The sequence below is a fragment of the Nocardia sp. NPDC049526 genome (assembly GCF_044465765.1).
Lineage (GTDB): Bacteria > Actinomycetota > Actinomycetes > Mycobacteriales > Mycobacteriaceae > Nocardia.
In genome coordinates, this window is sequence record NZ_JBITMA010000017.1 from 1 (window position 1) to 16,892 (window position 16,892).

The 16,892-nt window shown below is 63.2% G+C and carries 20 protein-coding genes and 1 tRNA gene; 18 read left to right on the top strand and 3 right to left on the bottom strand.

What is annotated here, in order from left to right:
- Both ACIBW7_RS36685 and ACIBW7_RS36690 read left to right on the top strand, forming a co-directional pair.
- Positions 1–826, top strand: an 826-nt coding sequence (locus ACIBW7_RS36685; protein ID WP_397054612.1) for a hypothetical protein, incomplete at its 5' end; no start/stop codon positions are given.
- A 186-nt stretch (positions 827–1,012) separates the two neighbouring features.
- A complete protein-coding gene (locus ACIBW7_RS36690; protein ID WP_397054614.1) occupies positions 1,013–1,552 on the top strand; it encodes an HD domain-containing protein in 540 nt (179 codons plus the stop codon).
- Here ACIBW7_RS36690 and ACIBW7_RS36695 read toward each other — a convergent pair.
- Positions 1,540–2,007, bottom strand: coding sequence for an NUDIX hydrolase (locus ACIBW7_RS36695; protein WP_397054616.1), 468 nt, complete (start codon positions 2,005–2,007; stop codon positions 1,540–1,542). The genes ACIBW7_RS36690 and ACIBW7_RS36695 overlap by 13 nt on opposite strands.
- The gene (locus tag ACIBW7_RS36700) at positions 2,004–2,762 is read right to left on the bottom strand and encodes a DUF5919 domain-containing protein (RefSeq protein WP_397054618.1); all 759 of its coding nucleotides are present in this window, start codon (positions 2,760–2,762) and stop codon (positions 2,004–2,006) included. The genes ACIBW7_RS36695 and ACIBW7_RS36700 overlap by 4 nt, the downstream gene beginning before the upstream one ends.
- A gap of 156 nt (positions 2,763–2,918) precedes the next feature.
- Here ACIBW7_RS36700 and ACIBW7_RS36705 point away from each other — a divergent pair, with 156 nt between their 5' ends.
- The 13 genes from ACIBW7_RS36705 to ACIBW7_RS36765 are packed head-to-tail and all read left to right on the top strand — an operon-like array spanning position 2,919 to position 11,209.
- Positions 2,919–3,374, top strand: coding sequence for a hypothetical protein (locus ACIBW7_RS36705; protein ID WP_397054620.1), 456 nt, complete (start codon positions 2,919–2,921; stop codon positions 3,372–3,374).
- Positions 3,374–4,156, top strand: a complete 783-nt coding sequence (locus ACIBW7_RS36710; protein WP_397054622.1) for a DUF2637 domain-containing protein — start codon at positions 3,374–3,376, stop codon at positions 4,154–4,156. The genes ACIBW7_RS36705 and ACIBW7_RS36710 overlap by 1 nt, the downstream gene beginning before the upstream one ends.
- Entirely contained in the window at positions 4,156–4,416 is a 261-nt protein-coding gene (locus tag ACIBW7_RS36715; protein ID WP_397054624.1) for a hypothetical protein, read from the top strand. The genes ACIBW7_RS36710 and ACIBW7_RS36715 overlap by 1 nt, the downstream gene beginning before the upstream one ends.
- Positions 4,416–4,652, top strand: coding sequence for a hypothetical protein (locus tag ACIBW7_RS36720; protein WP_397054626.1), 237 nt, complete (start codon positions 4,416–4,418; stop codon positions 4,650–4,652). Before ACIBW7_RS36715 ends, ACIBW7_RS36720 begins: the two co-directional genes overlap by 1 nt.
- On the top strand, positions 4,652–5,959 hold the full coding sequence (locus ACIBW7_RS36725) for an FtsK/SpoIIIE domain-containing protein (RefSeq protein ID WP_397054628.1): 1,308 nt from the start codon (positions 4,652–4,654) through the stop codon (positions 5,957–5,959). Before ACIBW7_RS36720 ends, ACIBW7_RS36725 begins: the two co-directional genes overlap by 1 nt.
- Complete coding sequence (locus tag ACIBW7_RS36730) at positions 5,956–6,282, top strand: hypothetical protein (RefSeq protein ID WP_397054630.1); 327 nt, start codon at positions 5,956–5,958, stop codon at positions 6,280–6,282. The genes ACIBW7_RS36725 and ACIBW7_RS36730 overlap by 4 nt, the downstream gene beginning before the upstream one ends.
- Complete coding sequence (locus ACIBW7_RS36735) at positions 6,279–6,500, top strand: hypothetical protein (protein ID WP_397054632.1); 222 nt, start codon at positions 6,279–6,281, stop codon at positions 6,498–6,500. Before ACIBW7_RS36730 ends, ACIBW7_RS36735 begins: the two co-directional genes overlap by 4 nt.
- Complete coding sequence (locus ACIBW7_RS36740; RefSeq protein WP_397054634.1) at positions 6,497–7,174, top strand: DNA methylase; 678 nt, start codon at positions 6,497–6,499, stop codon at positions 7,172–7,174. Before ACIBW7_RS36735 ends, ACIBW7_RS36740 begins: the two co-directional genes overlap by 4 nt.
- A complete protein-coding gene (locus ACIBW7_RS36745; protein ID WP_397054636.1) occupies positions 7,171–7,422 on the top strand; it encodes a hypothetical protein in 252 nt (83 codons plus the stop codon). The genes ACIBW7_RS36740 and ACIBW7_RS36745 overlap by 4 nt, the downstream gene beginning before the upstream one ends.
- Positions 7,422–8,051 (top strand): hypothetical protein, encoded by a 630-nt coding sequence (locus ACIBW7_RS36750; RefSeq protein ID WP_397054638.1) that lies wholly within the window; start codon positions 7,422–7,424, stop codon positions 8,049–8,051. Before ACIBW7_RS36745 ends, ACIBW7_RS36750 begins: the two co-directional genes overlap by 1 nt.
- On the top strand, positions 8,051–9,736 hold the full coding sequence (locus tag ACIBW7_RS36755; protein ID WP_397054640.1) for a replication initiator: 1,686 nt from the start codon (positions 8,051–8,053) through the stop codon (positions 9,734–9,736). The genes ACIBW7_RS36750 and ACIBW7_RS36755 overlap by 1 nt, the downstream gene beginning before the upstream one ends.
- 12 nt (positions 9,737–9,748) lie before the next feature.
- Positions 9,749–9,928: a helix-turn-helix domain-containing protein gene (locus ACIBW7_RS36760; RefSeq protein ID WP_397054642.1), complete on the top strand. Its 180-nt coding sequence runs from the start codon at positions 9,749–9,751 to the stop codon at positions 9,926–9,928.
- Between the two features lie 3 nt (positions 9,929–9,931).
- A complete protein-coding gene (locus ACIBW7_RS36765; RefSeq protein ID WP_397054644.1) occupies positions 9,932–11,209 on the top strand; it encodes a tyrosine-type recombinase/integrase in 1,278 nt (425 codons plus the stop codon).
- Positions 11,210–11,305: 96 nt separating this feature from the next.
- On the opposite strand, the gene ACIBW7_RS36770 is transcribed toward ACIBW7_RS36765, so the two are convergent.
- Positions 11,306–11,378 (bottom strand) — tRNA-Ala (locus ACIBW7_RS36770).
- Between the two features lie 122 nt (positions 11,379–11,500).
- On the opposite strand from ACIBW7_RS36770, the gene ACIBW7_RS36775 reads away from it, so the two are divergent.
- From ACIBW7_RS36775 to ACIBW7_RS36785, 3 genes are all read left to right on the top strand, one after another.
- Entirely contained in the window at positions 11,501–13,009 is a 1,509-nt protein-coding gene (locus ACIBW7_RS36775; protein WP_397054646.1) for a DUF222 domain-containing protein, read from the top strand.
- A 1,157-nt stretch (positions 13,010–14,166) separates the two neighbouring features.
- Positions 14,167–14,499 (top strand): transglycosylase family protein, encoded by a 333-nt coding sequence (locus ACIBW7_RS36780; RefSeq protein ID WP_063046924.1) that lies wholly within the window; start codon positions 14,167–14,169, stop codon positions 14,497–14,499.
- Between the two features lie 406 nt (positions 14,500–14,905).
- Positions 14,906–16,864 (top strand): nitrate/nitrite transporter, encoded by a 1,959-nt coding sequence (locus ACIBW7_RS36785; protein ID WP_397054648.1) that lies wholly within the window; start codon positions 14,906–14,908, stop codon positions 16,862–16,864.
- The last annotated feature ends 28 nt before the right edge of the window (positions 16,865–16,892 follow it).

The window sequence follows — 16,892 nt, forward strand, 5'->3', positions numbered from 1 at the left end:
CGACATCAACGAATCCAACTCGGCCACAACACGATCCAACACCACACAACAGAACTACCAGCACCGACCGCCAAAACGCCGTTGCAGTATTAGGACCTCACTTCTAGTTCCCAACGAGAATGCAAGTGTCATCACCATCTTGCCGCTTCTCATGTTTCCACGCGTGTTGGACGCGATCATGCTGCGTACAGCAGCGACTGATCCCAATCGGTACGGCCCCATCGGTCAGCGACAGGGGGCCAGAGCGAAAGCGTTAACGGAATGGATTGGCAGGATTCCGGGCGTCAAGGCTGTCGAACGAGTCAAACTAAAGAGTCCGTCAGGTAGAGTGCTTGGAGACTTGGATGTTGTTGCGATCGATCCTGATCTCCGAAGAGGCATCATATTCGAGGTCAAATGGCCAATTGACGCAGTAACCCTAAACGAAGCATTGAAGACCGAGGAGTGGATCGCAGCGGCCGCGAGCCAGTTAGCGGGTTGTCGGCGGTTGCTGAACACTCCGGACTCGGACGTGCAGTTCACCTTTCCGTCGGGATGGCCGGAGTTACGAGATGTGGAGTGGGAATGGTGTGTCTGTACGCCGCAGCAACTGTCGCCCCGACCCCTATCTGAGCCGGACATGACGGCAACTTCTTTTCGCTACTTGACGAGCCTTGCTGCTCCGTCAAGCCTGGACGATATAGTCAAAATTCTGCGGAAACCCGACTATCCCAAGTTGGGGAAACATTATGCAGTCGAACGAATCAGAATCGAGTTGGATCGACACGTCATAAATATGGATGCTATCGGTGTCCTCGACATTGATTGGTTACCTTCCTGCCACTGAACAGAATGATTGGCCGAGCAAGGAGAGTTGACCTGTTTCGAGCGTCGACCCGGGCCCATGGATGCAAGACGGGGTACCTAGTTCAGTCCGGACACGACTGGCGCCGGTAGACCCGCCAACCGGAGGTTCGGTGGACGTTCTGAGGTTAGACGACCTGATCAGTTTTGCGCGGCCTATCTTGGACCCATGGCGCAAGACCTCGTTAGCTGGGCGACGGACCTCGCACATGAGCACCTGCAAATGCTGCCGCGCCGATTGCGACACGTCGAAGGTGTAGCTCGGCGTGCTGCGCTAGCGGCGGGTATCGTGGATGATCCGGCGTTGCTGGTTGCCGCAGGTTGGCTGCATGACGTGGGATATGCGCCGGACCTGATCCGCACCGGGTTCCACCCAGTCGACGGTGCGACGTTCCTTCAGCAGATAGGCGCATCCGACCGGCTGTGTGGCCTCGTTGCAAATCATTCGTGTGCCTGCGTGGAGGCGCGAACACGCGGTGTTGTCCTCGATTGGCCGGACGAGCGAACGGCGCTGCGTGATGCTCTCTGGTGGGCCGACATGACCACTACACCGGATGGAACGGATGTCGGCCTGACTGAGCGTCTAGCAGATGTGTATCTCCGATACGGAGAGACCGATGTGGTCTCACGATCACTGCGCGAGGCGGAACCGGCTTTACGTGCGGCAGTTGACCTGACCGAAAGCCGGTTGCGACTTCAGGTGAAATAGGGCTTATCGGCCGGATACAGGCCCCGATGGATTCTCTCCCTGATCGACGGGTGGATATCGAGTTCCGAGATTTCCTCCGGAGGTACCCATCGGACGGCCTTGGATTCCGAGCTTGTCGAGAGTGTCCCGCCGATCGGTTCTGCCCCGAAGCAGATGGAGAATTCTTGTCGAACCTCGCCGTCGTCGTAGGCGATGACGTGACGTGGGTCTGAGAAGATGCCGACTATCCCGATCGGCCGGACTTGAATGCCGGTCTCCTCAGCCACTTCTCGCGCTACGGCATCGGCAACGGTCTCCCCGACTTCCATCCCTCCTCCGGGTATCGAGTACTTGTCGTTGTCGGTGCGGTGGATCATGAGAATTCGTCCATCAGCGTCTCGAACGAGTGCGCTCACCGCAACCTTGAGACTGTTCGCCATCGGGGCATTTGGATCGTTGAGGTAGTCGTTCCTCATGCCGCGCCCGCTTGTAGTCCTGATGGCTTCGACCCTGCCCAAACCTGTTCAAAGCTGGTCACATACGTTTCGAACAGATCGCCGCCCGCCAGTCGGCGAAGGTGCATCGCTGGGGCGTAAGCCCCCGGTTGTCCGTAGACGTGCATGTTGACGATCATCTCGTCATCGAACCGAAATACGGAGTTGTACAGCGTCGTCTCGTGGTACTGGAGATCCACGCCATCGATCGATGCCAGCGGCTCGACTAGAGACAGAGCATTTCGGATGCGCGCCGAAACGGTGCCGTCAGCAAGGCGTTCTTCGCTGCTTCGCTTTTTTGCCTCCTCGGCGGCAGGATCGCCAAACAGGAGTCGAATAGATGTACCGTTAGCGGCCTTCTGCTTGATCGTTCGCGCAAACGACGGGTCCTCGGCAAGGAAAAGTCCTGCGAGAACGAGGATTTCGATTCGATCGTTTGCGCTGCTGAGGAGCCTGCGCCAGAGGTCAGCAGGGACCGAATTCCGGTGGGGATAGACCTTGACGACCTCGGACTCAGCGATCGCTGTACGGCGATCTGGGGCCACTGCGTCCGGCCACAGGTAGTTCTCGGTCTCCTTGACCAAGGAAGCGACAGTGTGTCGGTGCCGTGGGTACGGAACACGGCCTTTGGTAATCCACCGCTCGACGGTTTTCTGATCGACGCCGGTTGCGACGGCCACATGGTCGATATCCACGCCGTTTCGAAGCAGTGCTTCGCGAAGTCGCTCATTCGCCATTACATCTCCCGGGACGAGTAGGGACGAGTTAAGCGTAGCTGAGACGTCCCTAGATGTCTATGTATGCGGTCTTTGCGTCAGGCCATTTCCTGGAAAGTACTGGTCAGCAAGGGATTTCAATCCACCAAATGACGTATGACAGAAGGAGATTGAGCGATGGCTTTGAAGGATGTGTGGTTCGCCCCGGCGTTCCGTGAGGCGTTCCCGAAGGGTTTGTTCCTGCTCGGTGATATCGAGCCGGTGACCGAGTTCAACCGGGATCGGAACGCGCCGAAGATCCAGAAGCAGGAGCTCGACGCGGACGGTAACGGCACTGGTCGCCGGCTGTGGAAGGGCACAGTGACCGACCCGGATGCGGCGAATGCGAAGAACGCCAGCTACGACGTGATCTTCGCGTCTCCGGTCCAGCCGGTTCCGGCGGTGGCCGAGATCGTGCCGGGCATGACTCCGATCGAGCTGGAGGGCTTGGAGATCAAGCCGAAGATCCAGGGGTCGGGGGAGTTCAAGTCGATTGGTTGGTCGATTCGCGCGACCGGTATCAAGGGCGACACCTCGGGTTCGAAGCAGGCTCCGGCTGATCCGGGCGCTTCGCGTCAGTCCAAGGCGGCGTGATGAAAGCGGCGGATCAGTCGGTGGGGATGCGTGTGGTGCGCTGGTCCGCCGTCATCATCATCGCCGGTGTCGGGGCCGCAGCTTTCCGGCTCAGCTTCGCCACCCTGCGGGACCTGGCGGTCCTGGCGCATATCCCCGCCAAGGATGCGTGGCTGTTCCCGGTGATCGTGGACGGCACCATCATCCTGGCCACGCTCGGCGCGGTGGTTCTCGCGAAAAGCCCTGAGCGGCGCTGGTTCACGTGGGTGCTGATGGTCGGGGCTGCGGTCTCGGTGGTCGGCAACTCCCTGCACGCGGTCGCTGCTGGTCGTGAACTTCCGTGGTGGGCATCAGCACTGGTAGCTGCTGTCGCACCTATCTCGCTGCTGGTGGACACCCACGGCTTGGTCGTGTTGTTCCGTGCGGCACAACGACAGTCGGTCCCGGAAGCGGAGCCTGTTCAGGCCGTCGAGCCTGAACAGGAGATACGGGCCGATGCGGCTCCGACTCCTGCACTTGAACCTGCCCAGGTGCCGGTTCCGAAGAAGCGTCGGCCTCGGCGTGATCCGGCGACGGTCGCTCGTGCGGTCGCTCTGCGGGCTGAAGGGAAGTCCTTCACCGAAATCGGTAAGGCGCTGGGTGTTTCGCCCCGCACGGCGGCGAACTACGCGTCTACTCCCGCACCTGCGGCTGCCACGGTCGAGGCTCGTCCGCTGACTTCGGTGGCTCCGGTGCAGCCCATTCGTTCCTCGCGACCGGCACAGACCATGCTGCCGATCGCTGTCCCTGTTGGGGGTATCTGATGTCCAAAAAGCACTACCCGCGTCACACAACCGGTCACGACGATGACGTGCTGGTGATGATGGCTGTCCATCATGTGTCCTTCTCGGTCCGGTACTGGGACGGCAAGATTCATGTCGATTTCGGTTCGTCGTGCGGGGTGCATCTGACTCCGCAGCAGGCGCAAGCCTTCCGGGATCTGCTCGACGCCGGTATCGCCGATTCCCGCGACGCCGCAGAAGCCGCTGACGTTCGCGTCGATCTGGTGAAGGCGGCGGCGTGATGTCTATTTCCGATCTGGTCAACGGTCTGGTCGCTGGTGGGTTGCGTGAGGTGAAATACGTTCCGGCACCACGGTTTCGCCCGGTTGAGTCCACTGCTGGTGTGTCGTTCCTGGTGGGCGGTGTCGAGGTGCGCCTCAGCGTGGTCGATGCTCGCGCCCTGTCGGAGGTCCTGCCGAACGTGCTGGCCGAGCATTCGGTTGCGTTGGCCTTCGCTCCACTGCTGGGGGTGGCGTGATGTCGGTGACGTCCCTGGTCGTCTGCGGTGGCGTTGTGGCCGCCTCGGGTGCCTTGATGTGGATGCGTTCGCAGGGTGCGGGTCCTCGCCCGGTCACGGCCGCCGATATCGCTGCCGGTGCCCCGGATGAATTGCGCACCGCGGTAAGTATTTTGGCTGATCCGGTGCAAACCAATCTGATGTTCGCGGCTCTGGGGTTGGGGTCTATCGAGGGCGGGTTCCCGTATGTCGAGGGCTACGACTACGACACCCACGGCCTGGTGGTGGACGTGCTGATGCTCGGTGGTCAATCGCTGTCGGATTGGAACAAAGATGAGGTCCTCGATCAGTTCGCCACCTATCTGCGTGTTCCCCGGGTGACAGCGCTGTCACCTGAGCCCAGCTGGGTCCGTCTCCAGGTGCGGGTGTTCGACACCCTCGCCGCGCCGACAACGGTGTCGGAGGTGGTTCACAACGGTGTGGACCTGGAGGCGGTCCCGGTCGGGGTCACCGAGAACTTCGACACCTGGCGACTGCGGGTCCTCTACAGCCACATCCTGCTCGCCGGCGCCACCGGGTCGGGCAAGGGCTCGGTGCTGTGGTCGATCCTCGCCGGTATCGGACCCTCGATCCGCGACGGCCTGGTGGACGTGCGCCTGGCTGATCCCAAGGGCGGCGCCGAATTCGGGCGCGGGGAAGACCGGCTGTTCACCCGCTTCGCCACCGACACCGCCACCATCCTCACGATGCTGCGCGAAGCGGTCGACGAGATGCGCGAACGCCTGACCCGGATGCGGACCGCCGGTATCCGCAAACTCGTGCCCAGCGTTGACGAACCGTTGATTCTGATCATCATCGATGAGGCCACGTCGCTGTCGTCGTATGCCGAGCGTGAGGAGCAGCAGGAATTCCGGCGTCTGACCGGCCTGCTGTTATCACAGGGGCGTGCTGCTGCGGTCAGTGTTGTTGCCGCATTGCAGGATCCGTCCAAGGAGACGATGCCGAATCGGCAACTGTTCCCGGTCCGGATCGGGTTACGCCTGGACGAACCGACCCAAACCGCAATGGTGCACGGCCAAGGCGCCAAGGACCGCGGTGCACGCTGCGACCGAATCAGCGAACACACCCCCGGTGTCGGCTACGTCGGTGAGGACGGCTCTACCGGTTTCGTGCGAGTGCGCGCTTACTGGCTCAACGACGACGACATCGACGCCCTGGTCGCCGCCTATTCCCCTGATCTCGGCTTCGACCCTGCTCCCCAAGCCGACTATTCCGGATTCGATCCCGATGACCTCGGCGACGACGAGCAAGGCCCGGTGGCGGCATGAAACGCGGATTCGTTGACGAGGTGCATGTGGTCATCTACTGCGACGACTGCGGCGACATCTACTCCGAAAACGGCGGGGAAGGTCTCTGCTTCACCTCCATACATCAGGCCGTGAACTACCTCAACACTCGCTCCGCCGGCGTCGGCTGGCTCTACGACGGCGACAAGGTCATCTGTGACGGCTGCCTCGCTGCTGCCCGCTGCGAAGAACACGGCCACACCTTCCCCGACGCCTGGCAGACCACGAAACGGCTGCTCGGCATCTCCACCCGTTCCCGCACCTGCATCGTGTGCGGCGTCCCTGAAATCGAGGCTCTGCCATGACCATTCGCGGAATCAACGACATCGACCGTTTCGACCACGACGACATCGACGCTGTGGTTCACCTGCGCTCGGTACGTCGCTGCCACTTGGAACGGTCCGGCTTGGACTCGGTCACGGTCGCGGTGCACCTGCTCGCCGAAACCGGAGACCTTCCCGGCTGGGATGACGCCCTCGACATCGACTGCGACGACGAGTCCGATTGGGAGTGGGCGGCATGACCACGACGGACCGACCTCTGCTGTTGGATCTGTTCTGCAAGGCTGGCGGTGCGAGCATGGGTTACCACCGTGCTGGTTTCGAGGTCATGGGGGTCGATATCGAGGCGCAACCGCGCTACCCGTTCACCTTCTACCAGGGTGACGCGCTGGAATTTCTCGCCGCCTGCGGTGACGAGTTCGACGCGATCGCTGCTTCGCCGCCGTGTCACGACCACACCACCCTCGCCTCCCGGGCCGGCACCAACGGCTCCGGTTGGCTGTTGGACGCGACTCTCACCGCGTTGGCGGGTGGCTCGGTGCCCTGGGTGGTGGAGAACGTGATGGGTGCTGCGATGCGCGCCGATATCGTGCTGTGCGGGTCGATGTTCGGGCTTCGCACCTACCGGCATCGCAAGTTCGCGATCGATCCGCGAATTCCGTTGTTGCCGCCGGTTCCGTGGCATCCCGCGCATACGGTACGCACGAGCACGAAGAAGCGTCGCCGTGACTTCGACGCTGGCATGCACATCTCGATCACCGGTGATGTCAGTTCCTGGCTGGGACCGGCCTGCATGGGCATCGACTGGATGACTGGTGACGAACTTGCACAAGCGATTCCGCCCGCGTACACCCACCACCTCGGGCTGCACCTGATGAACCATCTGCGCCCTCACGAGGCGGTGCGAGCGGCATGAGCACTCGTAATCCCGTGCAGTGGGGCGTGCTGATCGGTGAAACCGTGCGCCCTCTTCCCAAGGCCCGCAACGTCACCGACGCCACCCTCTACGCCTCCAAAGTGACAACGCCTCGAGGTGCGAAAACCCCTGTCGTGTACCGGCATTCAGACGATGACATGTGGCGTCGCTGGATCGGTGAGGAACCGGTACCGACCCAACTCGCCTTCGACCTACCCGACACCCAACCCGTGAGGGGACTGCTGTGATGGCCGCGAAAACCCAAGAACAGCGCTCCGACCCGTCCGACGTGATCGCCGGCGCGCTGATGGAACTGGTGTGGCTGCTCATCAAGGTCATCGCGGTGACCGCCTGGTGGGCGGTACTGTTCCCGATGATCTCGCTGCCGTTGGGGTTGGCGGTCGCGGCCGGCATCTTTATCGGCTGGCCCGTGGGCGCCGTTGTTGTCGGGGTCTCCACCGCGGGGATGGCGCTGTGGTGGGCGAAGCATCCGCAGACCTTCCACCGGTGGATCACCGCGCGGGCACGTCGCCGGTTCCTGACCTGGTGGCGCTACAAGCGGACCTGGACTCGCCGGATGATCGCCTGCCATCTGAGCATCGACCGGGGTGAACACACCCTCGTTCCCCCGTTGCGCAGTGCCGATATCGGCGACAGCGTGGATCGGCTGCGGGTGCGGATGCTGGAAGGCCACTGCCCCGACGACTGGGAAAACCGGGTCGAACACCTGGCCCATGCGTTCGGCGCCGAAGAATGCCGCGCAACCATCTTCGGCGCGGGAACCGTGGAACTGGTGATGCGCCAATCAGATTCGCTCGCCGAAACCGTCACCTTGCCGCACATCGACGGCGGTCACTGGAGCAAGGACGCTGCCTGATGAACGACACCACCGATCAGCCCGCACCCCGCCAGACCGCCGCCGAGCGTCGCGGCATGCCGAACCTGTTCGAGATCGCTCAGGCTGCCGCTGAGCAGTACGACGTGTGCAAGCGGCCGATCCCGATGCGGGTGGAGGACCCCAAGACCGGGACCGTCACCTATGAGGCATCCCCGTGCAAGTCGACCGTCGAATCGGTGTGTCCGGCGTGCGCGAAGAAGGCCCGCTTCCTGCGGATGACGCAATGCCGCGAAGGCTGGCACATCGACACCGAACCGGTTGCCCCCAAGAGCGAACCCAGCGACTACCAGACCGAATTGCTCACCGCCAGAGCCGATCTCGTCACCCAGTATCAGGCCACCAAAGATGACGGTGACGAAGACCTGGCCGCCGCGATCCGCGAAATCGTGATGGACCTGGACCGGGAGTTGCGTGAGTCCGGACTGCGTGGCCGTCTGCCCGCGTTGGACCCGAAACCGGTGAAGCGGCGTGCCCGCTCGACTCGGCGTCGCCAGGATATTCCGGCGTTGCCGCGTAAGAAGGTGTCCCGCAACACGATCGGTGAAGCCTACGCGGGCAAGCATCGGCCCGGGATGCTGGTCACGCTCACCATGCCCTCCTATGGCGCCATCAATCGTGACGGCGCGAAAGACGCCGATGGCAAGACATGCTCGGATGGTTCTCCGCGGTGCCCCGATGACTACGGCTACATCACCGCTGCCCGTGACACCGTGCATTTCTCGGCGCTGTTCGACCGCTGGATTCAGAATCTGCGTCGCGCGGTCGGCTACGACGTGCAGTACTTCGCGGTGGTTGAACCACAGAAGCGTGGTGCCCCGCATCTGCATGTTCTGCTGCGCACCAACATTCCGCGTGAACTGATCCGGCTGGTAACTGCGGCGACCTATCACCAAGTGTGGTGGCCGCACTTCGACCAGCCCGCCTATACCGGCGATCAGATGCCGGTCTGGGATGCCAAGTCCATGACATTCGTGGATCCACGTACCCGCCGGCCACTGCTCGGCTGGGATGAGGCCCTCGATGTCCTCGACACCGTTGATGACCTCGAACCCGCACACACCGTGCGCTTCGGTGTCCAGGTCGACCCACGCCAGATCAAAGGCATCATCGCCGGTGACCAAGCCAACAAGGCCATCGGCTACGTCACCAAATACCTCACCAAATCCATCGACGAAGTCCTCGATACCGACTCCCGGCGCACCGCGGTGCACTACGACCGGTTGCATACCGAACTCCAACACACCCCGTGCTCACCGAGGTGCGCGGTGTGGCTGGAATACGGCATCGTCCCCAAAGGCGCCAGCGACAAAACCGTGCCCGGCCGCTGCAAGGGCAAAGCACACCGCCGTGCCACCCTCGGCCTGCCCGGCCGCCGCGTGCTGGTCTCCCGGCGTTGGTCGGGTAAGACCCTCCCGGATCACAAGGCCGACCGCGCGGAATTCGTTCGGCAACTGCTCGCCTCGGTCGGCATCCACAAACCCGACACCTCGCATTTGAAGGTCACCCCGGTCGAACCCGGCGACAAAGAACGACCTCTGCGCGAGCACCTGATCATGGGCGCCATCGCCAAACGAACCACATGGCGCGCGGAATACCTACGAGCACAGCTGGCTGCCGAACCACCTGGGCAACAAGAAACTTCGGCAACTCGGCAAGCCGCATAGGGAGGGATGGCAGTGAGCGAAAGATTCATGACGGTGCAGGCCGTGGCCGATGAGTTGATGGTGAGCCGATACACCGTGTATCAGCTCATCTGGTCCGGGGATGTGCAGTCGGTGAAGGTACGCGGATGCCGCCGAATTGTTCGGCAATCGTTCGATGCCTACGTCTCTGGTCTGATCGACGAGGTGGCATAACGGATGGTCGATGATCGCGGTAGCAAGAAATCTTCGCCGAGAGAGAAGAAGCGGAATCCGAACGGCTCCGGAACGATTGGGTCGCGCAAGGATGGTCGATATGAGCTCAAGCTGTTCGTGGACACACCCGATGGCAAGCGCAAACGCATCAGCGTCTACGGGGCCACATGGGAGGAAGCCGACGCCGAACGAACGCGCCTGAAAGAGTTGCAGCGCAAGGGAATTCCCGTCGATGTGACCACTCTGACCGTTCGGCAGTATATGGCGTACTGGTTGGAGGAGGTCGCGGAACCCAAGATCAGACGGACCACCTACGCGACCTATGAGGGAGATGTCCGGCTGCACATCGTTCCCGGCCTCGGCAAGCGCAAACTCAAGGCGTTGGACAGTCGCCATGTCCGGGAGTTCATCAACGGCCTGCGCACGAAATGCCAGTGCTGCGCGCAGGAGAAGGACACCAAACGCGCTAAGCCTCGGTGCTGCGCGAAGAGTCCGGTCGAATGCTGCGGCGCCGCTCTGTCGATCCATTCCGTTCGGCATGTGCTGCGGGTCCTGCGGGCGGCCCTTCAAGATGCTGTTGATGAGGAGTTGATCAGTCGGAATGTGGCGCGGACGGTGAAGGTTCGCGGCGCCGGCGACTACAAGGTTCGCGCGTTCAGCAAACCGGAGGCCATGCAGATGCTGAAAACAGCGGAGAAACATCGTCTCCACGCGTTGTGGGCGGTCGCGCTCGCGATGGGTCTACGCCGCGGTGAAGCGCTCGGCCTGCTGTGGAAAGACATCGACCTGGATGGCGGTCGGCTGGTGGTGAGGTACGGGCTGCATCGCGTCGACGGAGAACTGAAGCTCGAAGAGGTCAAAACGGACGGTTCGCGGGCCACGCTTCCGGTGCCTCGACCACTCCTCACCGTTCTGCGTGAGCATCGGAAACGCCAGCTCGAGGAGCGGTTCGCGGCCGGTAACCAGTGGCGGGAATCGGGCTTGGTGTTCACGACGAAGCTGGGGCGGCCGATCGAACCCCGGAACGTGAATCGCATGTTCCATCGGCTGTGTGAGAAGGCTGGTGTCCCGCAGGTGCGAGTGCAGGATCTGAGGCATTCGTGCGCAACGTTGTTGTTCACGATGGGCGTGGAAGCAGCGACGGTCCAAAAGATCTTGCGGCACAGCTCGATTACGGTGACGACAGACATCTACATGGAGGTGATCGAGGCCGTGAAGCGAGACGCGTTGGATTCGATGGACACGTTGTTCGGTGCGTCGGCTGACGGCTCTGCAAGCTGAACTGTCGTCAATCGTGTCGTCAAATGGTCGCCGCGAGGATGTGAAAACAATTAAGGCCAGATCCGGATTCCTGCCGGACCTGGCCTTTGTCTTGAGTGGAGCTAAGGGGACTCGAACCCCTGACCCCCACACTGCCAGTGTGGTGCGCTACCAGCTGCGCCATAGCCCCGAGTGGGTTGCCGTCGGGTTTCCCTGACTGCCTGAACGAAGTTACACCACTGGCGTGTCGGCAACCAAATCGCCTCGATTCGGGGGTGGCGGAGGGAGTTGTTCGACCGTAGAATCGAACACATGTTCGATGGCGACGATCTCTCATCCGTGGACTTCGGGGCCATGACCGACGAGGGGCTGATCGAGGCCCTGCGGGCGGCGCATGGGCGGGCGGCGGTGGCGCAGGCCACTGAGGTGTTCGCGGTGCGGGAGTTGTATCGACGGCATCGGGCCGAGAGTGCGGAGCCGGGGCCGGGTGGGGTGCGGGCCGGCGAGTTCGCCGCCAGTGAGGCCGCGGTGGCATTGCAGGTCGACGAGGGGACGGCGGGGGCGTTGATCGATATCGGTCTGGCACTGGAGGATTCGTTGCCGCGAACCCGGGCGGCTTTCGTGGCGGGACGGATCGATCTGGCCAAGGTGCGGGTGATCGTGGACAGCACCCGAGCGGTGGCCGGGGAGGTGCTGGACGCGCTGGAGCCGCGACTGCTCGAGGCGGCGGGACGAAACAATCCGGTGCGACTGCGGCAGGCGGCGCGGCGGTGGGCGGCGCGGCTGGATCCCGGCGGCACGCAGCGCCGGCGGGAACTGCGCCAGGACGAGCGCGACGTTCGGCTGCGAGCGGTGCAAGACAGTATGGCGGTATTCGACGGATTACTGCCCGCGCCGGGGGCGCAAACAGTGGCGATGCGACTGCGCGAGATGAGTACTCAGGTGTGCGCATCGGATCCGCGGAGTATGCCGCAGCGGCGGGCGGACGCTCTGGTGGCGCTCGCGGATGGTTCCGGACGGCTGAAATGCCAGTGCGGACGCGGTGAACGTTGTCCGAAGTTCGGTACACCGATCGAACAGCCGCGCAGACCATTGATCCAGATCGGGATTCCGGCGGACACGCTGCTCGGGATTCAGGAGGCACCGGCGTTTCTGGCGGGGTACGGGCCGATCGACGCGGCGCTGGCCCGGATTCTCGCTGAACACGCGCGCTTCCAGGTCATACCGGAACGCTCGAACGCCGACGACGAGGCGGCCGTTGTCGATGAGGCGATGCACTGGCGGCCGACGCCGCGACTGGAGCGCGAGGTGCGGGCGGTGGACGGCATGTGCCGCTTTCCCGGATGCGTCATGCCCGCCGCCGAATCCGAATTGGACCACAATCACCCCGTCGACCACCAACGCCCCGACCGCGACGGACGCACCATTCGCACCTATCTGGCCACACTCTGCACGAGGCACCATCGCCTGAAAACGTTGGCGGACAACAAAAGACTCCCCTGGCGCATCTGGCGCGCAGATCCGGATCGCCTCCAATGGACCGTGCCGACCGGCGATATCCACACCACGATCCGCGAAGGCGCGCGATACCTATTTCCGCGCACCGACACCGACGCCCCCGTTGCCCCCTACACCGGCCACCACAGATCCGAACCGCCCGAAACTGCAATCCCCATCCATCCCGCCGACCGACCAACCGCCGAAGACATCGCCTACCCGCTCGACGGCTACATAGTCGTCCACGGCCAACTCCGGCGAATCCGCCCCGAAGACGAGATCCCAGACGACCACCCCCAGCCAGCCCGGTTCCCCGCCCCCTGACCGGACGATTCCGCTCCGAGCGGGCGCCAGGGCTGCCGATACCGATCCATCCCAACCGGGTCGCAAGGCCGTCCGGATGCCGCTCCACCCCGAGCAGCGCATGGGCCGCCCAGATGCCCGATCCACTCGAGCGACTCGCCGGGTACCTGAGCCACCGAGTGCCGCTAGTGGGGCTGACCGGACCATTCCGCTCCGAGTGGGGCACCGAGGCCGGCGAGTGCCGATCCATTTCGAGCGGCTCACGGGGCGGCCCGGATACCCGATCCACCCCGAGCAGCTCGCAAGGCTGCCCAGATGTCCGCGCCACAAGCGACTCGCAGGGCGGGCCGGATACCTCGATCCAAGCGACTCGCAGAGACTCCCCGATGCCCAACCAAAGCTGGGGTTGACGCACGTAAGTGACCACAACCGCGCTCGACAGCCCGCCCCACACGTTGCTGTGCACGATTCCATACCGCCGCGTTTGCGACCCGCGCTGCCGTTCGGGACCCGATAGCGCCGATTACGACCGGATATATCCGATTGCGCGCGTGCCGTCGGCGACAGCTATGTGCCTTCGACATCACTCAGGCATACGAGGCACCGCCGAAGCCCGGCTGGTGACCTGCTGCGCGCCCAGACCGACGTCGGCCACACCGGGAACGCCCGGCACGAAGCGGCACCGAAATACCTGGCGTGCCTGCCGCATCGCTGCGATCCGTTGAAGCTCGAATAGGGGAAGCAGGATTCACAAGCACCCCAGCGGATAACAATTTCACCATCCGTACCGCACAGGACGTGCATCTAACCGGCGGTTCGACCGGACTTACCCCGCAGGATCCAGCGCTCAAACGCGATCCAGATCACTATTTCGTAGTGATCCCGAACACATAACGTAACTATCACGAGCGATCGTATATATATATTTTTCCGCATTCGAACTGCGCGAATGCCGATAATCCGAAGTTGCGGTCGAGGCAATTCGGACGTTACCCCAACGTGATCTGTCGCGAATTCTTCGCTAGCGTCGTCGGCAGCCCGGATCAATGCGACGGGCTCGAACTCGAATCGCTGAACGCCGGTAACCCTGCCCCGCGGTTTCGAGGGTCCCCGACATCGCTGGGGGCAGGGACACGGCGGAAGTCCGCCGGGCCGAGCGGGCGCAGCCAGGAAACCACATGACTCAGAACCGCAAGCTCACCCGTGCCCTTGGTCTCGCCGCCGTCGCCGGTGCCATCGCCGCAGTTCCGTTCGGCCTGTCCACCGCCACCGCATCGGCCTCCGGCCACAACTGGGACGCCGTCGCGCAGTGCGAGAGCAGCGGCAACTGGAACACCGACACCGGTAACGGCTTCTCCGGCGGCCTGCAGTTCACGCAGAGCACCTGGGCCGCCAACGGCGGCTCGGGCAGCCCGAGCGGTGCCAGCCGCGAGGAGCAGATCCGCGTCGCGGAGAATGTGCTCGCCACCCAGGGCCCGGGCGCCTGGCCCGTGTGCGGCGCTTACCTGTAAGCCCGAACAGACCTGACGGGGTCCGTGCCATCGAGCACGGGCCCCGTTGTCGTCCGTACGGCCGAAGACATCAAACGAAATCGCCGGTGCCGGAATTATTTCCAGCAACCAAGTGAGCAACCGCCGTACAATTCAGCCGGCCGCACGCTCCACATCGGAATCGAAAATCCCTCCGCGGCGGCAGAATTCATAACTCCCACCCCAGCTCGAGATGCCCGCGGCGTCAACCGAGAGTCCCACTCATCGGTACCGCCTATTTCAATTCCGCAAATCGAGCGTTCTCATGGTCCGAAACACCTGCGGGGAGTGATCCATCTCACTACCCTGTGTCCACCCGGTAACTCGTCCTGATCCACGCACGGTTCAGGTCTTTACGAAATGCCGTGGCTAGAAAGGCATCTCGACCATGAGCTCGACCCAGACCGCAGATCCGCCGACCCTGCTCACAGGACTGTGGCAACGCAAGCTGCCGCACTATCCCGATACACCCGCCCGCTCCTGGTATCTGGCCGTCGTGGTCATCGCCTCGATCGCGCTCTACTACCAGTTGTTCGTCACCGGCGCAGTTGGCAATGAACTCATCGGCTACTTCGACCTCTCCTTCGCCTACTTCGTCTGGATCTTCATCATCGGCGCCGCCTTCGGTGCGGTGGCCTCGGTGCTCGCCGGCGTGCTGGATCGATGGGGCCGGGCGAATATCGTCGCCTACGGCGTGGTGATCTGCTCGCTGCTGACCCTGTTCGCGGTGCCCGCCACGACCACCAAGGAGCAGTACCTGTTCGTGTACTGCCTGGTGAGCATTGTCGAGGGTGCCGTGCTGGTGGCCACACCGGCACTGATCCGTGACTTCTCCCCGCAGCTGGACCGGGCATCGGCGATGGGCTTCTGGACGCTGGGACCGGTGATCGGCGCCCTGGTCACCACGCAGATCTCCACCCGCACGCTCGACGCGCATCCGGACTGGCAGTACCACTACCGGCTGTGCGGTGTGATCAGCCTCGTCATCGCGGTTGTCGCGGTGATCGGATTGCGCGAGCTGAGTCCGCAACTGCGCGACCAGATCATGGTGACATTGCGCGACCGTGCGCTGATCGAGGCCCGTGCCCGCGGGCTGGATGTCAAGGAACTCGAGCAGGGCGTGTGGCGACAGATGTTGCGCCCCAACATCATCGGCTCAGCGTTGGCGATCAGCCTGTTCCTCGCCTTCTTCTACACCATCGTGTCGTTCCTACCGGTGTATATGGCGACGAACTTCGGCTTCAGTCCGGCCAAGGCCAATGCGCTCGGCAACTGGTACTGGGCCGCCAATGCGATCGCCCTGGTGCTGGCCGGAATCGTGTCGGACAAACTGAAGGTGCGCAAACCGTTCATGATCGTCGGCGCGCTCATCAGCATCGACGGCATGTACCTGTTCATCGGCTACACCGATCAGCCCGATACCGATTACTACTCGTTCGCAACGGTTTTCGTGGTGATCGCGGTCGGCACCGGCATCGCCTACTCCACCTGGATGGCGAGCTTCACCGAGACGGTCGAGGCCCGTAATCCGGCCGCGACCGCGGTGGGTCTCGCGGTGTGGGGCGGCACGCTGCGCAGCGTCGTCACCGTGGTGCTGTTCGGATTGCTGATCGTGGTGAACGCGGCCGGTCCGCTGGTCAATTACGGACCGCGGCTGTCGGAGATCGCGCACAAATACGCCCAGCAACTCGCCACCATCCAGACGGTCGGCACGGAAACCCTTGCGGCACTGCAGCAGAACCCCAATGATCAGGTCGCACAGGTCACCGCGCTGACCAAACTGACCGGCGCGTCACCGGCCGATATCCAAACGACCGTCGGCCTCAATACCCGCTACCCTCAGGAATTGGCGACGCTGCAGGCGATCGATTCGGCGACACTGACTACGCTGACCACGAATCCGGCCGATGCGAACGCGGGTCTGGCGGCGGTCGGACAGGTCGCGAAGAAGTTCGGCATTCCAGTGGATCAGGCGATCGCGCGCCTGCAAGCGGTGCAGCAGATTCCGGCCGCCGATCTCGCGGTGGCGGCGACCGTCGGCCCCAAACTGGTGCAGGCGAGTACGCAGTTGCAGTCGGTCGGCACGATTCCGGCCGATGATCAGGCCTATCTGGCCGCACACGCCAAGGAAGTGCAGCAGGCGCAAGCCGATTCGCCGAAGCAGTGGGAACGCTGGTGGTGGATCTGCCTGGCCGCACAGGTCGTGTTCCTGCCGTTCGTCTTCCTGATGGCTGGACACTGGAGCCCGAAGAAGGCGGCCGCAGAGGCCAAGGCGCACGACGAACTCGTCGAGCGCGAACTGGCCGCGATCGCGGAGGAAGAGCCGGAGCCGGAACCCGCAGGTTAGCGGCGTCGTGCCGGGCGGTACCGCCGCC

What these genes read in the sequence shown, in the direction of transcription:
- ACIBW7_RS36690 (WP_397054614.1), top strand. Translation starts at nt 1,013, where the DNA reads ATGGCGCAAGACCTCGTTAGCTGGGCGACGGACCTCGCACATGAGCAC.
- ACIBW7_RS36695 (WP_397054616.1), bottom strand. Translation starts at nt 2,007, where the DNA reads ATGAGGAACGACTACCTCAACGATCCAAATGCCCCGATGGCGAACAGT.
- ACIBW7_RS36700 (WP_397054618.1), bottom strand. Translation starts at nt 2,762, where the DNA reads ATGGCGAATGAGCGACTTCGCGAAGCACTGCTTCGAAACGGCGTGGAT.
- ACIBW7_RS36705 (WP_397054620.1), top strand. Translation starts at nt 2,919, where the DNA reads ATGGCTTTGAAGGATGTGTGGTTCGCCCCGGCGTTCCGTGAGGCGTTC.
- ACIBW7_RS36710 (WP_397054622.1), top strand. Translation starts at nt 3,374, where the DNA reads ATGAAAGCGGCGGATCAGTCGGTGGGGATGCGTGTGGTGCGCTGGTCC.
- ACIBW7_RS36715 (WP_397054624.1), top strand. Translation starts at nt 4,156, where the DNA reads ATGTCCAAAAAGCACTACCCGCGTCACACAACCGGTCACGACGATGAC.
- ACIBW7_RS36720 (WP_397054626.1), top strand. Translation starts at nt 4,416, where the DNA reads ATGTCTATTTCCGATCTGGTCAACGGTCTGGTCGCTGGTGGGTTGCGT.
- ACIBW7_RS36725 (WP_397054628.1), top strand. Translation starts at nt 4,652, where the DNA reads ATGTCGGTGACGTCCCTGGTCGTCTGCGGTGGCGTTGTGGCCGCCTCG.
- ACIBW7_RS36730 (WP_397054630.1), top strand. Translation starts at nt 5,956, where the DNA reads ATGAAACGCGGATTCGTTGACGAGGTGCATGTGGTCATCTACTGCGAC.
- ACIBW7_RS36735 (WP_397054632.1), top strand. Translation starts at nt 6,279, where the DNA reads ATGACCATTCGCGGAATCAACGACATCGACCGTTTCGACCACGACGAC.
- ACIBW7_RS36740 (WP_397054634.1), top strand. Translation starts at nt 6,497, where the DNA reads ATGACCACGACGGACCGACCTCTGCTGTTGGATCTGTTCTGCAAGGCT.
- ACIBW7_RS36745 (WP_397054636.1), top strand. Translation starts at nt 7,171, where the DNA reads ATGAGCACTCGTAATCCCGTGCAGTGGGGCGTGCTGATCGGTGAAACC.
- ACIBW7_RS36750 (WP_397054638.1), top strand. Translation starts at nt 7,422, where the DNA reads ATGGCCGCGAAAACCCAAGAACAGCGCTCCGACCCGTCCGACGTGATC.
- ACIBW7_RS36755 (WP_397054640.1), top strand. Translation starts at nt 8,051, where the DNA reads ATGAACGACACCACCGATCAGCCCGCACCCCGCCAGACCGCCGCCGAG.
- ACIBW7_RS36765 (WP_397054644.1), top strand. Translation starts at nt 9,932, where the DNA reads ATGGTCGATGATCGCGGTAGCAAGAAATCTTCGCCGAGAGAGAAGAAG.
- ACIBW7_RS36775 (WP_397054646.1), top strand. Translation starts at nt 11,501, where the DNA reads ATGTTCGATGGCGACGATCTCTCATCCGTGGACTTCGGGGCCATGACC.
- ACIBW7_RS36780 (WP_063046924.1), top strand. Translation starts at nt 14,167, where the DNA reads ATGACTCAGAACCGCAAGCTCACCCGTGCCCTTGGTCTCGCCGCCGTC.
- ACIBW7_RS36785 (WP_397054648.1), top strand. Translation starts at nt 14,906, where the DNA reads ATGAGCTCGACCCAGACCGCAGATCCGCCGACCCTGCTCACAGGACTG.